The 16,962-nt window shown below is 56.8% G+C and carries 21 protein-coding genes; 8 read left to right on the top strand and 13 right to left on the bottom strand.

Annotation, left to right across the window (positions count from 1 at the left end; all coding sequences use genetic code 11):
- Positions 1 to 122: 122 nt before the first annotated feature.
- Positions 123 to 893, top strand: coding sequence for an SDR family oxidoreductase (locus AC3IP0_RS06180; protein WP_008054102.1), 771 nt, complete (start codon positions 123 to 125; stop codon positions 891 to 893).
- Between the two features lie 121 nt (positions 894 to 1,014).
- The gene (gene tsaA, locus AC3IP0_RS06175) at positions 1,015 to 1,716 is read left to right on the top strand and encodes a tRNA (N6-threonylcarbamoyladenosine(37)-N6)-methyltransferase TrmO (protein WP_489318612.1); all 702 of its coding nucleotides are present in this window, start codon (positions 1,015 to 1,017) and stop codon (positions 1,714 to 1,716) included.
- Between the two features lie 132 nt (positions 1,717 to 1,848).
- Here the strand turns inward: tsaA and fpr are convergent, their stop codons facing one another.
- Positions 1,849 to 2,628 (bottom strand): ferredoxin-NADP reductase, encoded by a 780-nt coding sequence (fpr, locus tag AC3IP0_RS06170; protein ID WP_008054100.1) that lies wholly within the window; start codon positions 2,626 to 2,628, stop codon positions 1,849 to 1,851.
- Positions 2,629 to 2,750: 122 nt separating this feature from the next.
- Here fpr and AC3IP0_RS06165 point away from each other — a divergent pair, with 122 nt between their 5' ends.
- Positions 2,751 to 3,677, top strand: coding sequence for a LysR family transcriptional regulator (locus AC3IP0_RS06165; protein ID WP_046041182.1), 927 nt, complete (start codon positions 2,751 to 2,753; stop codon positions 3,675 to 3,677).
- Here AC3IP0_RS06165 and AC3IP0_RS06160 read toward each other — a convergent pair.
- From AC3IP0_RS06160 to AC3IP0_RS06150, 3 genes are all read right to left on the bottom strand, one after another.
- Entirely contained in the window at positions 3,674 to 4,036 is a 363-nt protein-coding gene (locus AC3IP0_RS06160) for a diacylglycerol kinase (RefSeq protein WP_150754183.1), read from the bottom strand. The two genes, AC3IP0_RS06165 and AC3IP0_RS06160, sit on opposite strands and share 4 nt — an antisense overlap.
- Positions 4,037 to 4,112: 76 nt before the next feature.
- Positions 4,113 to 4,763 (bottom strand): response regulator transcription factor ErdR, encoded by a 651-nt coding sequence (gene erdR, locus AC3IP0_RS06155; RefSeq protein ID WP_008054094.1) that lies wholly within the window; start codon positions 4,761 to 4,763, stop codon positions 4,113 to 4,115.
- A 218-nt stretch (positions 4,764 to 4,981) separates the two neighbouring features.
- The gene (locus tag AC3IP0_RS06150; protein ID WP_489318611.1) at positions 4,982 to 5,740 is read right to left on the bottom strand and encodes a tRNA-uridine aminocarboxypropyltransferase; all 759 of its coding nucleotides are present in this window, start codon (positions 5,738 to 5,740) and stop codon (positions 4,982 to 4,984) included.
- 189 nt (positions 5,741 to 5,929) lie between these two features.
- On the opposite strand from AC3IP0_RS06150, the gene AC3IP0_RS06145 reads away from it, so the two are divergent.
- The gene (locus AC3IP0_RS06145; RefSeq protein WP_057716150.1) at positions 5,930 to 6,352 is read left to right on the top strand and encodes a PA3611 family quorum-sensing-regulated virulence factor; all 423 of its coding nucleotides are present in this window, start codon (positions 5,930 to 5,932) and stop codon (positions 6,350 to 6,352) included.
- Here the strand turns inward: AC3IP0_RS06145 and AC3IP0_RS06140 are convergent, their stop codons facing one another.
- Positions 6,353 to 6,547, bottom strand: coding sequence for a hypothetical protein (locus AC3IP0_RS06140; RefSeq protein ID WP_057716151.1), 195 nt, complete (start codon positions 6,545 to 6,547; stop codon positions 6,353 to 6,355). It abuts the gene before it with no gap.
- Between the two features lie 481 nt (positions 6,548 to 7,028).
- On the opposite strand from AC3IP0_RS06140, the gene AC3IP0_RS06135 reads away from it, so the two are divergent.
- Positions 7,029 to 8,147, top strand: coding sequence for an LOG family protein (locus AC3IP0_RS06135; RefSeq protein ID WP_489318610.1), 1,119 nt, complete (start codon positions 7,029 to 7,031; stop codon positions 8,145 to 8,147).
- 45 nt (positions 8,148 to 8,192) lie between these two features.
- Here AC3IP0_RS06135 and recX read toward each other — a convergent pair whose 3' ends face one another.
- From recX to AC3IP0_RS06110, 5 genes are all read right to left on the bottom strand, one after another.
- Complete coding sequence (recX, locus tag AC3IP0_RS06130; protein WP_489318609.1) at positions 8,193 to 8,660, bottom strand: recombination regulator RecX; 468 nt, start codon at positions 8,658 to 8,660, stop codon at positions 8,193 to 8,195.
- 8 nt (positions 8,661 to 8,668) lie between these two features.
- A complete protein-coding gene (gene recA / locus AC3IP0_RS06125; RefSeq protein ID WP_046041172.1) occupies positions 8,669 to 9,727 on the bottom strand; it encodes a recombinase RecA in 1,059 nt (352 codons plus the stop codon).
- Between the two features lie 83 nt (positions 9,728 to 9,810).
- Entirely contained in the window at positions 9,811 to 10,311 is a 501-nt protein-coding gene (locus AC3IP0_RS06120) for a CinA family protein (protein WP_056722269.1), read from the bottom strand.
- Between the two features lie 118 nt (positions 10,312 to 10,429).
- Complete coding sequence (locus tag AC3IP0_RS06115) at positions 10,430 to 10,771, bottom strand: phage holin family protein (RefSeq protein WP_489318608.1); 342 nt, start codon at positions 10,769 to 10,771, stop codon at positions 10,430 to 10,432.
- A 172-nt stretch (positions 10,772 to 10,943) separates the two neighbouring features.
- On the bottom strand, positions 10,944 to 11,687 hold the full coding sequence (locus tag AC3IP0_RS06110) for a LexA family transcriptional regulator (RefSeq protein ID WP_489318607.1): 744 nt from the start codon (positions 11,685 to 11,687) through the stop codon (positions 10,944 to 10,946).
- A 455-nt stretch (positions 11,688 to 12,142) separates the two neighbouring features.
- Between AC3IP0_RS06110 and AC3IP0_RS06105 the strand changes: the two genes are divergently transcribed.
- On the top strand, positions 12,143 to 12,985 hold the full coding sequence (locus AC3IP0_RS06105; RefSeq protein WP_489326920.1) for a TIR domain-containing protein: 843 nt from the start codon (positions 12,143 to 12,145) through the stop codon (positions 12,983 to 12,985).
- Between the two features lie 707 nt (positions 12,986 to 13,692).
- On the opposite strand, the gene AC3IP0_RS06100 is transcribed toward AC3IP0_RS06105, so the two are convergent.
- Positions 13,693 to 14,103 (bottom strand): response regulator, encoded by a 411-nt coding sequence (locus AC3IP0_RS06100; protein WP_489326918.1) that lies wholly within the window; start codon positions 14,101 to 14,103, stop codon positions 13,693 to 13,695.
- Between the two features lie 321 nt (positions 14,104 to 14,424).
- Positions 14,425 to 14,793: a 4-fold beta flower protein gene (locus tag AC3IP0_RS06095; protein ID WP_489326916.1), complete on the bottom strand. Its 369-nt coding sequence runs from the start codon at positions 14,791 to 14,793 to the stop codon at positions 14,425 to 14,427.
- 370 nt (positions 14,794 to 15,163) lie between these two features.
- Between AC3IP0_RS06095 and AC3IP0_RS06090 the strand changes: the two genes are divergently transcribed.
- Positions 15,164 to 15,529: a hypothetical protein gene (locus AC3IP0_RS06090; protein ID WP_489326915.1), complete on the top strand. Its 366-nt coding sequence runs from the start codon at positions 15,164 to 15,166 to the stop codon at positions 15,527 to 15,529.
- 49 nt (positions 15,530 to 15,578) lie between these two features.
- Complete coding sequence (locus AC3IP0_RS06085; protein WP_489326914.1) at positions 15,579 to 15,860, top strand: hypothetical protein; 282 nt, start codon at positions 15,579 to 15,581, stop codon at positions 15,858 to 15,860.
- Between the two features lie 53 nt (positions 15,861 to 15,913).
- On the opposite strand, the gene AC3IP0_RS06080 is transcribed toward AC3IP0_RS06085, so the two are convergent.
- Positions 15,914 to 16,708 (bottom strand): DNA adenine methylase, encoded by a 795-nt coding sequence (locus AC3IP0_RS06080; RefSeq protein ID WP_489326912.1) that lies wholly within the window; start codon positions 16,706 to 16,708, stop codon positions 15,914 to 15,916.
- Between the last annotated feature and the right edge of the window lie 254 nt (positions 16,709 to 16,962).

Raw genomic sequence — 16,962 nt, 5'->3', positions numbered from 1 at the left:
TTGAACGACATGCATGCAGTTCAAGGCCGGGCCATATGGCCCCCCATTCCGCGCAAAAATAGTGGCTCCGCTTCTGGCGGCTGACGACTAGGGTGTAAAGACCTCTGCTCTCAGGATTCGCCATGCATCCCTACTTTTCCCTGCAAGGCCGCACCGCCCTGGTGACCGGCGGCACCCGTGGTATCGGCAAGATGATCGCCAAGGCCTACGTCGAGGCTGGCGCCACCGTGTACGTCTGTGCCCGCGACGTTGAAGCCTGCCTGCAAACCGCTGACGAACTCGGAGCACTTGGCCGCTGTCGCGCCATCGCGGCGAACCTCGCCACCGAAGAGGGCGTCCTGCAACTGGCCACGCGCCTTGGCGAGCAGATCACTCATCTGGACATCCTGGTGAACAATGCCGGCACCACCTGGGGCGCACCGCTTGAGAGCTACCCGATCAAGGGCTGGGAAAAAGTCATGCAGCTCAACGTGACCTCGGTGTTCAACTGCATCCAGCAGTTCCTGCCCCTGCTGCGCAAGGCCGGTTCCGAAGCGAATCCGGCGCGGATCATCAACATCGGGTCGGTGGCGGGGATTTCATCCTTCGGCGAGCAGGCGTATGCCTACGGACCGAGCAAGGCTGCGTTGCATCAACTGTCGAGGATTCTGGCGCGGGAGCTGGTCAGCCAACACATCAACGTCAACGTGATCGCGCCGGGGCGTTTTCCGAGCAAGATGACCCAGCACATCGGCAATGATGAACAGGCGCTGGCGCAGGATACGGCGCTGATTCCAATGAAGCGTTGGGGCCGCGAGGAAGAGATGGCGGCGCTGGCGATCAGTCTGGCAAGTACCGCAGGGGCCTACATGACCGGGAATATCATTCCGCTGGATGGCGGGTTCAGCCTTTAAAAGATCGCAGCCTGCGGCAGCTCCTACGCCGAACGAATTCATCTGTAGGAGCTGCCGAAGGCTGCGATCTTTTGATCTTTGCGGCATCATGCCCTACCTGATTCCGCCTCGACCCCAAACCATGACCTACAGCGTTTCCCCCATCGGCTTCGTACGCTCCTGCTTCAAGGAGAAGTTCGCCATTCCGCGCCAACCCCAACTGGCCCCGGCCGCCCGTGGGGTGCTGGAACTGGTGGCACCCTTCGATCAAGGGGACGCGGTGCAGGGCCTGGAGCAGGTCAGCCATGTGTGGCTGCTGTTCCTGTTCCACCAGGCCCTGGAGGAAAAGCCTCGCTTGAAGGTCCGCCCTCCTCGCCTCGGAGGTAACAAGTCCATGGGCGTGTTCGCCACCCGCGCCACCCACCGCCCCAATGGCATCGGGCAGTCGGTGGTGAAACTGGACAAGGTCGAAGCCGGCCGGTTGTGGATCTCGGGCATCGATCTGCTGGACGGCACGCCGATTCTCGATATCAAACCCTACGTGCCCTACGCCGACATCATCGACACCGCCGCCAACAGCATCGCCAGCGCTGCGCCGCAATTGATTCCCGTGCAGTGGACGGACACAGCGCTACAACAGGCTCACGAGCATGCCCAGCGCCTTGCAGAGCCTTTGGTCGCGTTGATCGAGCAATGCCTGGCGCAAGATCCGCGCCCGGCCTATCAAACGCCTGCACCGGAGCGGGAATACGGCGCGCAGTTCTGGGATGTCGATGTGCGTTGGCACTATCCGACACCGGAATTGATCCGCGTCCTGGAAGTCATTCCGGCAGCCAACACGTAGGAGCTGCCGCAGGCTGCGATCTTTTGACTTTGATGTCAGATCAAAAGATCGCAGCCTTCGGCAGCTCCTACAGGAAAGCAAAAAGCCCGCATTGCCTTGAGGCAACGCGGGCTTTTCAGTGTTGCGCGCTTCTTACTTCTCGACGAACGCACGCTCGATCAGGTAATCACCCGGCTCGCGCATCCGCGGCGAAACCTTCAGGCCGAAGCTGTTGAGCACTTCGCTGGTCTCGTCGAGCATGCTCGGGCTGCCGCACAGCATGGCGCGGTCGTCCTGCGGGTTGATTGGTGGCAGACCGATGTCGCTGAACAGCTTGCCGCTGCGCATCAGATCGGTCAGGCGACCTTCGTTCTCGAACGGCTCGCGGGTCACGGTCGGGTAGTAGATCAACTTGTCACGCAGCGCGTCGCCGAAGAACTCGTTCTGCGGCAGGTGCTCGGTGATGAACTCGCGGTAAGCGACTTCGTTGACGTAACGCACGCCGTGGCACAGGATCACTTTTTCGAAACGCTCGTAGGTTTCCGGGTCCTGAATGACGCTCATGAACGGCGCCAGACCGGTACCGGTGCTGAGCAGGTACAAATGTTTGCCAGGCTTCAAGTCATCCAGTACCAGCGTGCCGGTAGGCTTCTTGCTGATGATGATCTCGTCGCCTTCCTTCAGGTGCTGCAACTGCGAGGTCAGCGGACCATCAGGCACCTTGATGCTGAAGAACTCGAGATGCTCTTCCCAGTTCGGGCTGGCAATCGAGTAAGCGCGCATAAGCGGCCGGCCGTTGGGCTGTTGCAGGCCGATCATCACGAACTGACCGTTCTCGAAGCGCAGGCCCGGATCACGGGTGCACTTGAAGCTGAACAGAGTGTCGTTCCAGTGGTGAACACTGAGGACACGCTCGTGGTTCATGTTGCTCATGTACGTGGGACTCCTGGAGATTTTGCCTGCGCCAGTGATATGCGCAATTGCATCGCATTCTAAAGGCAGAGACAATATCTGTTAAATGGATTATTAAGATAAGGGTTATCGGTTATATCGATATGCGATTTACTCTCCGTCAACTTCAAGTATTCGTCGCCGTCGCCCAGCAGGAAAGTGTGTCCCGTGCCGCGGGCCTGCTCAACCTCTCGCAATCGGCGGCGAGCACCTCGATCACCGAACTGGAGCGCCAGTGCAGCTGCCAGTTGTTCGACCGTGCCGGCAAACGGTTGAGCCTGAACGCCCTCGGTAAACAACTGTTGCCGCAAGCAGTCGCCCTGCTGGACCAGGCCAAGGAGATCGAAGACCTGCTCAACGGCAAGTCCGGTTTCGGCTCACTGGCCGTGGGCGCGACCCTGACCATCGGCAATTATCTGGCCACATTGTTGATCGGCAGCTTCATGCAGCGCCACCCGGAAAGCCAGGTGAAGCTCCATGTGCAGAACACTGCCAATATCGTGCAGCAAGTGGCCCACTATGAAATTGATCTGGGTCTAATCGAAGGCGACTGCAGCCACCCGGACATCGAAGTGCAAAGCTGGGTCGAGGACGAACTGGTGGTGTTTTGCGCCCCTCAGCATCCGCTGGCCAAGCGTGGCACGGCCACCATGGACGAGTTGAGCCACGAAGCCTGGATCTTGCGCGAACAGGGCTCGGGCACGCGGCTGACCTTCGATCAAGCCATGCGCCATCACCGCACTTCGTTAAACATCCGCCTCGAGCTTGAGCACACCGAAGCGATCAAACGCGCAGTGGAATCAGGTTTGGGGATTGGCTGCATTTCCAGGCTGGCTTTGCGCGACGCATTCCGCCGCGGCAGCCTGGTGCCTGTCGAGACGCCGGATCTGGATCTGGCGCGACAGTTTTATTTCATCTGGCATAAACAGAAATATCAGACCTCGGCGATGCGCGAGTTCCTCGATCTGTGCCGCGCCTTCACCGCCGGGGTACAGCGCAGCGACGAGATCGTGCTGCCGACGATCGCCTAGAGCAGAATCACCGCCCACACCAGGGCAATCATGCTCAATGCCACGGCCTGGGCGGCACTGCCCATGTCCTTGGCATTCTTGGACAGCGGGTGCCGCTCAAGGGAAATGCGGTCGATGGCAGCTTCCACCGCCGAGTTGAGCAACTCGACGATCAACGCCAACAGGCATACCGCAATCAACAACGCCCGCTCGACCCGGCTGACATTCAGGAAGAACGACAAGGGAATCAGGATGACGTTGAGCAATACCAATTGCCGAAAGGCGGCTTCACCGGTGAAGGCTGCGCGCAGGCCGTCCAGCGAATAACCGGAGGCGTTGAGAATTCGTTTCAGGCCGGTCTGGCCTTTGAAAGGTGACATAGAGTGGGCAACTGGCAAAAAAAGAAGTGGGAAAGCTAGTTCAACCAAAGTCAAAAAAGCGTGAATTTGCCAGCCTTTAATGACTGGAAATTGACTCAAGTTGTTGCAGGAGCAGCGCGGCCTGGGTCCGGGTCCGCACATTCAGTTTACGGAAAATCGCGGTCACGTGCGCCTTGATAGTGGCCTCGGAAACACTCAGCTCGTAGGCGATCTGCTTGTTCAGCAAGCCTTCGCAGACCATGGTCAGCACGCGGAATTGCTGCGGAGTCAGACTGGCAAGACCTTCGCTGGCCGCCTTGGCCTCATCCGAAACGCTGACCGCTTCGAACGCCTGCGGCGGCCAGAACACGTCGCCATCGAGAACCGCACGCACGGCTTTCTGGATCACACTCAAGTCGCTGGATTTGGGAATGAAGCCACTGGCGCCGAATTCACGAGACTTGACCATGATGGTCGGCTCTTCCTGGGCCGAGACCATGACCACCGGAATCTGCGGGTATTGGCCGCGCAGCAGGACCAGCCCGGAAAAACCGTAGGCCCCCGGCATATTCAGGTCCAGCAGGACCAGATCCCAGTCGGACTTTTCCGTCAGGCGGACTTCCAGTTCGGCGATGCTCGCCACCTCCACCAGACGGACATCCGGGCCAAGGCCCAGGGTCAGCGCTTGATGCAAGGCACTACGAAAAAGTGGGTGGTCATCGGCAATCAGGATTTCGTATGTGGCCATTTTTCAAATGATCCTGTTTTTCATGGGACGCCCGATGCATTCGGACCTCACCAAAGCAAGTCAAGACACAGCCACGGAGCTGCACTGACAAGGCGCGCTCAACGCAAAAAACGGCGTCGAAAATTCCGGCCGCACCCTAATCGGCGCCAAGCATGCCCAGCGAAGCCGGGGTGGTCAAGCAGCATGGCCGGTACACTTTATTGCAGCATGCGCGACAATCAGTCCATCAATGGGGCGACCGACCGGACATAGGGCATCAACTCGGCGTGCGCCGGGGTCGAAACATTCATGTCCAACTGGTGTTTGGCGTCGAGGTAATGCTGGCTGAACACATCGAAATAGGCGTCCAGCGCCGATGCCGCGGCGACATCGCCTGCAAGGTCGAGGCACAGCGCCGCCACTTCCGCCGTGCACAGATGCTCGCTGCGGGTCGAGCGGCGCAACCGGTAGCGGGAGAGTTTCTCTGGCAACAGGCTGAGGATCGGCAGTCGGTCGAAATAGGGGCTCTTGCGAAAGATTTTTCGCGCTTCGGTCCAGGTCGCATCCAACAGAATGAACAGCGGGCGCTTCGTACCATCGACGTCCACGCTGTTTGTCACGCGCTCAGGTTCGACGTACTCACCCGGAAACACCAGGTAAGGCTGCCATTGCGGGTCGGACAACAGCGCCAGCAACTTCGGATCGATCTCGGTACGGGACCAGATGAAGGCATGGTTGTCAGGCACCACGTCGGCGATCAGCCAACCGGTGTTGCTCGGTTTGAACACTTCCTTATTGGTCATGATCAGGCACACGCCGGAGCGGGTAGCGACCTGCGGGCGCCATGCGCACAGGCAGTGGCTCTCGATCACCCGGCAGTCACGGCAGCGCGTCGCGCGCCAACCGCGGGCCTGAATCGGCTTGATGCCCTCCTCCTCACGCTGATCGCGCAAGCGGGCTACGGCATTCAAGGCAAAGCGCGCGGGGGTATGACTCATAGCGGGCAACGCCCACAGAGAAGGGAAATCGACACGAAAAACACTCGACAGGGCAAAAAGTGCCAGCAGTTTACCAGACCGCCCGGCGCAAGCCTGTACCGTCCAGCCCGCCTCCCCTATAATTCGCCGCCACTGAACGCACAGCCACGTGACGGGTCCAACCCCGCATCACTGAACCAGGAGAGTTTCATGCTGCGCCTTATCGTTCCTACCGCGGCCATTTTGCTGGCGTCGTCCTTCAATGCCCAGGCTGCGTCCTTGAAAGACACGGAACTGAACAAAATGCTGCAAAACGTCGCCACCCAGAGCAGCGTCGGCACTCCTCGAGCGATCAACGAAGACATTCTCGATCAAGGCTACACCGTTGACGGCAAACAGCTGATCAACCACCTGAGCGTGCAGAGCAGCCACGCAGACAAGATGCGTGCAGACCCGAAAGCCGTGTACTTCCAGCTGGGGGCTTCTGTCTGCCGGAACGAAGGGTTTCGCAAGCTGATGGCCAAGGGCGCGATCATGCGTTACGACTTCACCGAGGTGAAGACCAACCGCCCGGTCGGCTCTGCAAGCTTCCAGGAATCGGATTGCCTGCAACCGGCCAAGAAGAAAAAGTAATCACCTGGAATTGGCGCGCCGTTGTTCATCTTCGGCGCGCAGCTCTGCCAGCAGCGCCTGCAAGTAATGTGAACGGCGTTCGCCACCGCGCAAACGCCGGCAGCACTCCTCTTCGAGACTCAAATGATGGGTCTCGGCTGATGACTTCAGCAATCGATACAGTTGCGTATCGATCTCCAGAACGACTCTGGCCATGGTTTCCCGCCTCCCTGCACTTCACTCATGTTTGAGTGATAAATCCTTGAACCGCTTGTACCGTGCGCCCTGCCGTTGACGCAAAGTTGTCGTGTGACACCTGTAACTTAGTAAATCAGAGTGCAGCACATGCGACGCGCGTTCAGACGAGCGGTGAAAGCACCTTGCAAATCGTCAATAAGCGGTTGCCAGGAAAGACTTTGTGGCGCAATGATCAAGGCAGCGCAAATCACTATGAAGGTCTAGATTTCAGGGTATCCACGTTTACTTTTTCAGGGCTGGAAAGGGGCTGGCCTTCGCTTGTCGTGTTATGCGAACGTTTCTTTCATCCAAGGGAAAACAGAGCCTGTTTGGTTGACCCGATGCCTTTCGGGTCAAGTAGGTCGCCCAGGCATGGGCCTGGGCAGACGGCGACACATGAAGTGTCGTGGCACCGACGTACATTGTCGGGCCGAGGGTTCTGTGCAGAAGGAGAAGTTGAATGCCTTACCAACCGAATGACCTCCTGAGCCGACATTTTGAAGAAAGCGGCCACGACCTCATCAGCAAGGTCGAAGAACAGCTCAAGCTGATTTCACCCAACAGCCCGAACGTCCCGATTTACCGCGACATGATCCTGACCGTGCTGCGCATGGCCCAGGAAGATCACAATCGCTGGAATGCCAAAATCACCCTGCAAGCCCTGCGCGAACTGGAACAGGCTTTCCGCGTGCTCGAACAATTCAAGGGACGGCGCAAAGTCACAGTGTTTGGCTCGGCCCGCACGCCCATGGAACATCCGCTCTACAACATGGCCCGGGAGCTCGGTGCTGCGCTGGTGCGCTCGGACATGATGGTCATTACCGGCGCCGGTGGCGGCATCATGGCCGCCGCCCATGAGGGCGCCGGCCTGACACACAGCCTGGGCTTCAACATCACCCTGCCCTTCGAGCAGCATGCCAACCCCACTGTCGACGGCACGACCAACCTGCTGCCCTTCCACTTTTTCTTCACCCGCAAGCTGTTCTTCGTCAAGGAGGCCGATGCCCTGGTGCTGTGCCCGGGTGGCTTCGGTACACTGGATGAGGCGCTGGAAGTGTTGACGTTGATCCAGACCGGCAAGAGTCCATTGGTGCCCGTGGTACTGCTCGACTCGCCGGGCGGCAAATTCTGGCAGGGCGCTCTGGACTTCATCCACCAGCAACTGGAGGAAAACCACTACATCCTGCCCACTGACATGAAGCTGGTGAAACTGGTCTACAACGTCGAAGACGCGGTAGAGCATATCAACCAGTTCTACAGCAATTTCCACTCCAGTCGCTGGCTCAAGCATCAGTTCCTGATTCGCATGAATCACACACTCAGCGACCACGCACTCGAACACATGCAGGAGGCTTTCGCCGACCTGTGCCTGAGTGATCATTTCCATCAGCACACTTACAGCGCCGAGGAACACAACGAAGCCGAATTCAGCCATCTGGCGCGGCTGGTCTTCAACTTCAACGCCCGCAATCATGGCCGCCTGCGCGAGCTTGTGGACTACATCAACCTGCCGGAAAACTGGACACAATCAAAACCCCAGGTACAACAACGCACCCGGGCGCCGTCGAAGGTTTCGTGAGGCATAAAAAAACGGCCCGCTATCGAAATAGCGGGCCGTTTCAGTTCAATCGTCCATCCCTCGACCGCTGAACAGGCGGTTGATCATTTCCATGGAGTATCCCCGATACGCCAGGAACCTGCCTTGTTTGGCTCGCTCCCGGGCGTCTGCCGGCAATTGCCCGGAGAACTTGCGCCGCCAGGTGTCGACCAGTTGCTCCTGCCAGTCGATACCACTCTCACGCAGGGCGAGTTCAATATCGGTGCGCTGCAGGCCACGCTGGCCCAACTCTTCACGAATGCGTAAAGGGCCATAACCGGAACGGGCGCGGTAGGAAACGAAACTTTCGAGATAACGGGTTTCGGACAACAACCCCTCTTCCGTCAACCGGTCGAGTGCTGTTTCGATCATTTCAGGAATGGCGCCGCGCTGACGCAGTTTACGCGTCAGCTCGACACGACCGTGCTCGCGTCGGGCGAGCAGGTCCATTGCGGTTCGCCGCACCGCGACGAGTGTATCGAGTACGGCGGTCATTGCTTCGATCAGATATCAGCGTCAGCCAGGTCGTCTTCGGTCTCTTTGACCGCAGAAGCTTTGGCGTCTGCTACCGACGAAGGGGACAGCAGCTTGTCACGCAGTTGTTTCTCCAGCTTTGCCGCGACTTCCGGGTTGTCTGCCAGGAACTTGGCCGAGTTGGCCTTGCCCTGACCGATCTTGGTACCTTCATAGGCATACCAGGCACCGGACTTCTCGACGAAACCGTGCAGAACACCCAGGTCGATCATCTCACCGTTGAGGTAGATGCCCTTGCCGTAAAGAATCTGGAACTCGGCCTGACGGAACGGCGAAGCGACCTTGTTCTTCACAACCTTGACGCGGGTTTCGCTACCGACGACCTCATCACCTTCTTTCACCGCGCCCGTACGACGGATGTCCAGACGAACCGATGCGTAGAACTTCAGTGCGTTACCACCGGTGGTGGTTTCCGGGCTACCGAACATCACGCCGATTTTCATACGGATCTGGTTGATGAAAATCACCAGGCAGTTGGCGTTCTTGATGTTACCGGTGATTTTACGCAGCGCCTGGGACATCAAACGGGCTTGCAGGCCCACGTGCATGTCACCCATTTCGCCTTCGATTTCAGCCTTTGGCACCAGGGCGGCCACGGAGTCGACGATGATCACGTCAACCGCGTTGGAACGCACCAGCATGTCGGTGATTTCCAGGGCCTGCTCGCCAGTGTCCGGCTGGGAAACCAGCAGGTCGTCGACGTTGACGCCCAGCTTGCCGGCGTATTCAGGGTCGAGGGCGTGTTCGGCGTCGACGAATGCGCAGGTCGCGCCGGCTTTTTGAGCCTGGGCGATCACGGACAAGGTCAGCGTGGTTTTACCGGAAGATTCAGGACCGTAGATTTCAACAATACGGCCTTTTGGCAGGCCGCCGATGCCGAGAGCGATGTCCAGACCCAGAGAGCCAGTGGAGATGGCCGGGATCGCCTGACGGTCCTGATCGCCCATACGCATTACGGCACCCTTGCCGAATTGACGTTCGATCTGACCCAGGGCCGCAGCCAAGGCTTTCTTCTTGTTGTCGTCCATTAAAGTCCTCACGTAATCAATAAGGCCTGACGGCCAACACCTGTATAAGTAGCCAGTATTATTCCACAGCGATTCCGGATCGCCTACCCCTGATTTGAGATTTCTGCCGCGGCATACCGCAGCAGCCCCTCTAGCGCGGCCTTCACCGTTTGTCGGCGGACGTCGTCGCGATTACCCGGGAAGTGCTGCCGCTCACAGAACACCTGGTCTCCAACGCCCCAGGCCAGCCAGACCGTGCCAACCGGCTTGTTCGCCGTTCCACCATCCGGACCGGCGATGCCACTGACCGCCACGGAGAAATACGCGCTATTTTTCTTCTGCGCCCCCCGCACCATGGCCTCGACCACCTCGCGGCTGACCGCGCCCACGGTGGTGAACAACTCCACCGGGACATCCAGTTGCAGGGTTTTCTGCCGGTTGGAGTAGGTGACATAACCGGCCTCGAACCAGGCCGAACTCCCGGGGATACGGGTGATTGCCTCGGCGATGCCTCCGCCGGTGCAGGACTCCGCCGTGGTGACGTGGGCATTGAGAACCTGCAGGCGTCTGCCGAGTTCGGCGGCGAGCTGGGTGATTTCGTTCACGGTCATCTCCTGATCGGGCGGGATGAGGTTAACCGTACACGAGCAGACCGCACTTGCAAGCGACAGGACCGATCAAAATGTAAAGAACCAAAGGCTCTGGAAAAGGCCTGTCGGGGAATCAATCTTCGACGTCACCGGACGGGGCATGACCGACCCCCATACGCTTGGCCACCCAACGCTCATACAACCCTAGAACGACGTCTGTCCCGGCCATCGCCGCTAAACAACCACCCGCACAAGCAGCCCAAATGGAAACATTGGCAGCGTGCAACAACATGATGACCGAAGCGCCGCAGATCATGCTGGAGCCAGACCGCAGGCTCAGGCGCCGGACAAGGGACCAGCCACGAACGCCCTCTTTATCGGCACGCCACATTTCACCGGTAACGCCACCGAGTATTGGCAGGCTGATGACCAGCCACAGAGGCATGTCCAGCAACGCATATTGCTCAGCGGTCATTTCATGCCTCCTTGAGTGAACGCTCACACCGCGCTCTTGACTAGATAGGCAAGCAGATTATGCATTAATGCATATACAGTCAATGCATTAACGCATTAAAAAATGATCCAATGTTTTCAGCTCGCGAAAAAAACCCGCTCCGGAAGCGGGCTTTTATCTGAACGCTGGGGTGTTAGCGGGCGTACATGCCCCACCAAAAGACATGCCCAAGGATAACAATCGGCTCCTCCTGGACTTCCTGAAAGGTGTAATCCTCGTCCGGATGCTCGTCACGATTGAAGCTACGCAAGCGAATCCCGGACGGCAGCCGATACAACTGCTTCACCCGCAATTGGCCGTTGTGATTGATTGCATAAAGGTCGCCGTCAACGATATCGCCGATGCCGCACTTGCCGGCATTGACCCCGACCGTGGCGCCGTCGCGCAATACCGGCAACATGCTGTTGCCCCGCACTGTCACGCATTTGGCCTGGTCGAACTGCACACCGTTATGGCGCAGGCTTCGCTTGCCAAAGCGCAGGCTAGAGCGCTCGCTTTCTTCGATGACGAATCTTCCTGATCCCGCGGCCAATTCAACCTCGCGAAGAAAGGGGACCGACACCTCGTCGTCATCGACAGGGGTATCGTCGTCCCACAGACTTATATCCTTGAGTTCCGAATGCACGGGAGCGCGCCCGGCATTAGCGGCAGGCGCGACGTCCACGCGGCCACGCAACTGGTCGGTACTCAAGGAGAAGTACTCGGCGATCTTCGAAATATGTTTATCCGAAGGATCGACGATCTTCCCGCTGAGAATGCGCGAGAGCGTGGATTGAGGCACGCCGGTACGACGGTGAAGCTCCGTGGGGGAGATCCCGTGGTGATCGAGCAATGCTCTTAATACGGTCGATACGTTGCGTTTTTGCATAACGTGCATAGTGCTTGTTCTTTTCGAAGAAGACAAATGCCGATTTGCATAACCCATGCATAAATTGATTTTTGCATGCCGAAAGCTGTCACCCGGCCGCGATGCCTGCGTCGGGTAGACCGCCCATGGTAACCTTGCGCCCATCGCGGAAAAGCCCGGCCATTGCCCCGCTTTTGCCCCACCTCTTTCAACGAGCTTCCTGACAATCCGATGAATAAAGCCGTCTCCGACCTGTCCTCCCACACCCCGATTGTGTTGGAGTACTACCGTAAAAAAGCCCCACAACCCCGCAAATAAAGGGCTGTAGGGCTTTTTTGACATAACGAGATTATTGTTCGCTTGGCATTAAATGGCATTGATTGGCGTATGATTTGCCCCATTTTTGCCCCATGGATTTTTAGAGAGCAGCAATTCTTTACCTAGCTCTCGCTTACCTTTATCACACATAGGAAAGGACTCACCCGATGGCTCAACCTACCTTCCCTCCAGCCGCTATTCAAAAAAACATCGAACGTCTCGATGCGCGGGTTACGGAGCTTGAAGCATTTGATGTCGATGCTTTGATTGACGGAAGAAGCCCTGAGCTAGAAGCGTTGGAAGCCGCGATCAAGGACACCCTCAACAGATGTTTTGGAGAGAAGCCGAGGACCTACATCCTTTATGAGCGGGCGGCGAGTCTTAGATACACCAGGGGGGCGGTTCGGCGCCATCCAGTAGACTACAACACGCCTACCCGGCGAAATATCGGTATTGCAATCGCACTCCTTAAACGCGCGAAAGCTGCCCTGGAAGAAGACCTTGTCGATCATCTGCATTCGATTGAAATGGGTTCATTAGCCGAGAAAGCGGCGGCAGTGCCATCCAATCGGGTTTTTGTCGTGCATGGCCATGATGAGGCTGCACTCCAGGGTCTTGCGCGCTTCCTCGAAAAGCTTGGATTGGAAGCCATTATTCTCAGAGAGCAGCCTGATCAGGGCCGCACCATTATCGAGAAATTTGAGGAAACTGCAGACGATATTGGTTTTGCAGTGGTGTTGCTGACGCCTGACGATGTAGGTGCTTCGGTGAAGGCTGAGACCCCGGACGCTCGAGCGCGGCAGAACGTGGTTTTTGAGCTGGGCTACTTTTCTGCAAAACTCGGCCGAGGCCGTGTTTGCCTGTTGCGCAAAGGTCATGTGGAAATCCCTTCAGACCTGTACGGCGTCATCTATACCGACATGGATCCTGCGGATGGCTGGAAAGCCAAACTGGTAGGTGAGCTCAAAGCCGCAAAACTGGACTTTGATGCCAACAGATTCTGGCAGTGATGACCATCAGCTGGCCGGTATTACCGTCCACCACTGACAACTTTGGATCGTTTTCCGCCTCTCCCGACAGGCAGAAAGCGGCCAAAAACGGCCACTTTTATCACTGTCCGCCTGCAGAATCGTCCCTGGGTTTTCCTTTCTACCTACTACTGCCGTGCCCCCTAAAGGCAAAGCGTTAGGTCTCCAATCCCGCTGGATAGCATCCGGATGAATGCCCCCCACATGTGGGGAATCTCATTGTTTGGGGGGGGGTTCGTCTGAAGGAAGTAGCCTTGAACGTAGTGCTACAGACTCAAGGCTTGCAGCCAAGCATCTTTCATTCAAACGGCTTGATTCTTGCTTTATTTGTTCATACGAGGTTCATGAACCTCACAACCCCCATTTGAAAACACTAAAATAAAAACAACGGTATGGGAGATGCGTCATGCGGAATCACCCTTTGATGCTAACGGTTGTCTTCTTTATTTACACCTACAGCCTCGCTTGGTGGCTTTCCGAGGCTTTCCTAGATTTTCTTTGATTCGATGGAAAAAGTTAACAGAACCTGATTCTGCTCAGCTCCGAGGGATCGTTTATGGCTAGGTTTAACAATTTTGAACGCACGGAACGGGTCGCTAGCTTCCTATAGCCAAGAGCTGCAAATCGGCTATGGCTTCAACCGGTCGACACAACAGATTGGCTTAATCGTTCAGCGGGCATTTCGTTGTTTAGTATTTTTTGAGGGGGCGATCAGGCTGAAGTAGGTTTACTACAGCCATCACCAGATCATCACTAGACCAGGGCTTGGCCAGGTACGTAGTTGAGTAGGGCACTATTGAAGCATCCAGCGCGTAGCCGGAGGTGAGAATCGTAGCGGTAGCGGGCCATTTCGCCTTAACCATCCTTATGAATTCCGCACCTTGGAGTTGACCTGGCAAAACTTGATCCACGATCACCAGTGGGCAACCGTCCGGCATGCTCCGTAGGTAGGTCAAAGCGTCATCGGCAGAGCCAAAGTCTAAGGAAAGCTGACCGATCTCGTTCAAGATATCGACGATCAACTTGCGAACTTCTGGGTCGTCCTCAACAACAACCGCCCATCCCATCACCAGCGAAAGCCTTCCCCATTCTCTGGACACGCATAGCTCCTTTATCGGGTTCGAATTCCGAAACAGGCGGAGATAACGTGTCCAGTGTAGGTGTTTTCTACGCGGCACTACGGATCCAATCAGCGGCGAAAAAAGCCATAAGTGGGCACGTTTTGAACGGTTGAGGGAGCATCGGCTTTCGGTCGTTTACAGCCCCCTGAGCTACCTTTTCGAAGCTTATGTGGGGACAGGGATTCGAACCCTTCATATGATCCTGCTGGCCGCTATAGGCCAACAAAGTCGGGGGTTTTGTCGTTGCGTTCTCGGCCTATTGCGGCCCTCGACCTGCCCTAAAAATGCCCTATAGCCACGTTATAAGAAGAAAACGTCACCGCTCAGCGGAGACCACATTGTCGTTCGAGCTGGCCTGGCGGGGCGAGCATGACGAGCCCCCCGTGCAGGTCGCGCTTGACGCGCCCCCCTAGCCGGACGGGCATGCCGCGCGGGCCGCGCGGGGCCACCGCCGCAATCTGGAGTGAAGAACACGGCATGACCATGCGAATCTCGAATCCAACCGTCAATGAACCAGCCGAGATGGGCTCCCGAATAAGCATAAATGGACTCATCAGAGATCCAGGCCACCGGCCTACCGCTATAAAGATAAATGGCAGGATTCTCCTGCTCGTCATCGAACCAGGCCACCGCCCGGCCTTGTCGATCATAGAAAGTCACATACGCCATAAGCACGCTCTCCGGCCGTTAGAAACTTGATCCAAGCATAGCTCGGCATCCAGTCCCTCACCCGGACTCTTGCCTGTTTGAAGCTTTATATGCTTTCTTCCAAATCACAGCGCAGCGTCTGTTCTCAAATGGAAGTTCACAAGAAATGGCTATCGACCCACTCCGTCAAGCAAAGTCTGAGTTATCCGCCGCGTCACGGTCCATTGAGGACATGGCATCAGCCACATCCTTTGAGGAATTTGAGGCAGGATGGCGCGCTTTTTTGACTTGCCTTGAGAAAGCTTGGACAAAGACGGAAAGAATTTGTGAGCCTCACAGGGCCCAATTCCAACCCTGGCAAGGACGATTCCAGGCGCTCCGCAAGAAAGACATGTTGCTGCGTTATTTGAAGCACGCTCGAGACGCTGACAATCACACAATTCAGGATTTAGCTGAACTCCAGCCCGGTTATACCTCAATTGATTTTGTTGGCGGAGGCGGCGGTTACATTGAATACATGGAACTAGACGCTCAGAAAGGATTAGTCGAGTATCGCGGCACCCCCGTACAGCAAACCGTGGTACCACCACAGCCTATAGCCGTCCCCGTTCAGACCTGTGGACATTGGTACAACCCTCCGACGAGCCACATGGGTAATGTTGTTCATGACTTGAACCCTTTGAACTTGGCACAGCTGGGATTGACTTTCTACGCCGACTTCGTCGACCAAGTGGAACGTAAATTTTTTCCTCGGTAGTTCATGAACGCTGTACCCCTTCCTGGACTATACAAAGCATGGAGTTCTTATGAGCGTGAAACCGATTGAATACCATATCGAAATCTACGAGGACTCCTTCCTCAATGATCCAGTTTGGAGCGTTGAAGCGCTCACCCCCTTCCCTGCTGTTTCGATTGGAGATCGATTTGAACATCAAGGATTGCTTAACGCTACCTGGACCAGAGCGCCCCAAGAAAATCAGGAATTTAGAGTTATAGATATTGATCATATCTTTTGGGATAGCGGTGACAAATTAGGTCATAAGTTGAGGGTCAAGCTGGAACTAATGGACAGCACCCAAGAGTTTTGAATTAGAGGGCTCATGGGCGAAGTCCACTGATCCGGTTCGCCGAGCCTTGGTGACTAAAACAGCCCCCCCAAAGATGCCGGGGTCCAGTTCATGATCACCAGTTCGCCACTGACCTCAGCCTTGCCATGGCGCTGGTTGGTTGTGGAATAGCGGATGTCCAGCGTTTCGACATGAAAACCCTCGAACACCCGGCGAATATCCGGGTGATCGTTGATGCTGACCATCACCTTGCCTTTGCAGCGACGCATGAAGTCGGCCATTCGTTCGTAATTCTCAAACGGAAAATCCATCCCATACCCTGCAGTCTGCCAGTACGGCGGGTCCATGTAGTGGAAAGTATGGGCGCGATCGTAGCGCTCAGCGCACTCCAGCCAGGGTAGGTTTTCGACGTAAGTACCGGACAGCCGCTGCCAGGCGGCCGAGAGATTTTCCTCGATCCGCAGCAGATTGATGGCCGGGCCGGTGGTCGCGGTACCAAAGGTCTGCGCTGTGACCTTGCCGGCAAAGGCATGGTGCTGAAGGTAGAAGAATCGCGCGGCGCGCTGGATGTCGGTGAGGGTTTCGGGGCGGGTCAGCTTCTGCCACTCGAACACCTGGCGCGAGCTGAGCGCCCATTTGAATTGGCGCACGAACTCTTCCAGGTGGTTCTGCACGACGCGGTACAGCGTTACCAAGTCGCCGTTGATGTCGTTGATGACTTCAACGGGCGCAGCCTGGGGCCGCATGAAGTAGAGCGCGGCACCGCCGGCAAAGACTTCGACGTAGCATTCGTGCGGTGGAAAAAGCGGGATGAGGCGGTCGGCCAGGCGGCGTTTGCCGCCCATCCAAGGGATGATGGGTGTGGACATAGAGAGCAAGACCTTTACTGTATGGATAAACAGGTGCTAGGCTCGCCGCGCTTCGTGCACGGAGTAAGAGCCTTGGCTGGACTTGCAGGGACGTTCTGCAGGGACGGCGGCCAGGCTGGGTGTTGACGCACCCAGCTCGGTCGCTCTTTTTTCTTTATGTTGAGGCTACGGAATCCGGAATGGCTCAGCAGTTCGTCAGCTTGATCTCGCCTAATCGTGACGCCTCAATTACTGTATATAAAAACAGTGCTCGC

Source organism: Pseudomonas sp. GL_103 (genome assembly GCF_057835175.1).
This window is presented reverse-complemented; position numbering and strand designations above follow the sequence as displayed.

Excerpts from the sequence above, each read along its gene's own strand:
- AC3IP0_RS06180 (WP_008054102.1), top strand. The coding sequence starts at position 123 with ATGCATCCCTACTTTTCCCTGCAAGGCCGCACCGCCCTGGTGACCGGC.
- tsaA (WP_489318612.1), top strand. The coding sequence starts at position 1,015 with ATGACCTACAGCGTTTCCCCCATCGGCTTCGTACGCTCCTGCTTCAAG.
- fpr (WP_008054100.1), bottom strand. The coding sequence starts at position 2,628 with ATGAGCAACATGAACCACGAGCGTGTCCTCAGTGTTCACCACTGGAAC.
- AC3IP0_RS06165 (WP_046041182.1), top strand. The coding sequence starts at position 2,751 with ATGCGATTTACTCTCCGTCAACTTCAAGTATTCGTCGCCGTCGCCCAG.
- AC3IP0_RS06160 (WP_150754183.1), bottom strand. The coding sequence starts at position 4,036 with ATGTCACCTTTCAAAGGCCAGACCGGCCTGAAACGAATTCTCAACGCC.
- erdR (WP_008054094.1), bottom strand. The coding sequence starts at position 4,763 with ATGGCCACATACGAAATCCTGATTGCCGATGACCACCCACTTTTTCGT.
- AC3IP0_RS06150 (WP_489318611.1), bottom strand. The coding sequence starts at position 5,740 with ATGAGTCATACCCCCGCGCGCTTTGCCTTGAATGCCGTAGCCCGCTTG.
- AC3IP0_RS06145 (WP_057716150.1), top strand. The coding sequence starts at position 5,930 with ATGCTGCGCCTTATCGTTCCTACCGCGGCCATTTTGCTGGCGTCGTCC.
- AC3IP0_RS06140 (WP_057716151.1), bottom strand. The coding sequence starts at position 6,547 with ATGGCCAGAGTCGTTCTGGAGATCGATACGCAACTGTATCGATTGCTG.
- AC3IP0_RS06135 (WP_489318610.1), top strand. The coding sequence starts at position 7,029 with ATGCCTTACCAACCGAATGACCTCCTGAGCCGACATTTTGAAGAAAGC.
- recX (WP_489318609.1), bottom strand. The coding sequence starts at position 8,660 with ATGACCGCCGTACTCGATACACTCGTCGCGGTGCGGCGAACCGCAATG.
- recA (WP_046041172.1), bottom strand. The coding sequence starts at position 9,727 with ATGGACGACAACAAGAAGAAAGCCTTGGCTGCGGCCCTGGGTCAGATC.
- AC3IP0_RS06115 (WP_489318608.1), bottom strand. The coding sequence starts at position 10,771 with ATGACCGCTGAGCAATATGCGTTGCTGGACATGCCTCTGTGGCTGGTC.
- AC3IP0_RS06110 (WP_489318607.1), bottom strand. The coding sequence starts at position 11,687 with ATGCACGTTATGCAAAAACGCAACGTATCGACCGTATTAAGAGCATTG.
- AC3IP0_RS06105 (WP_489326920.1), top strand. The coding sequence starts at position 12,143 with ATGGCTCAACCTACCTTCCCTCCAGCCGCTATTCAAAAAAACATCGAA.
- AC3IP0_RS06095 (WP_489326916.1), bottom strand. The coding sequence starts at position 14,793 with ATGGCGTATGTGACTTTCTATGATCGACAAGGCCGGGCGGTGGCCTGG.
- AC3IP0_RS06090 (WP_489326915.1), top strand. The coding sequence starts at position 15,164 with ATGTTGCTGCGTTATTTGAAGCACGCTCGAGACGCTGACAATCACACA.
- AC3IP0_RS06085 (WP_489326914.1), top strand. The coding sequence starts at position 15,579 with ATGAGCGTGAAACCGATTGAATACCATATCGAAATCTACGAGGACTCC.
- AC3IP0_RS06080 (WP_489326912.1), bottom strand. The coding sequence starts at position 16,708 with ATGTCCACACCCATCATCCCTTGGATGGGCGGCAAACGCCGCCTGGCC.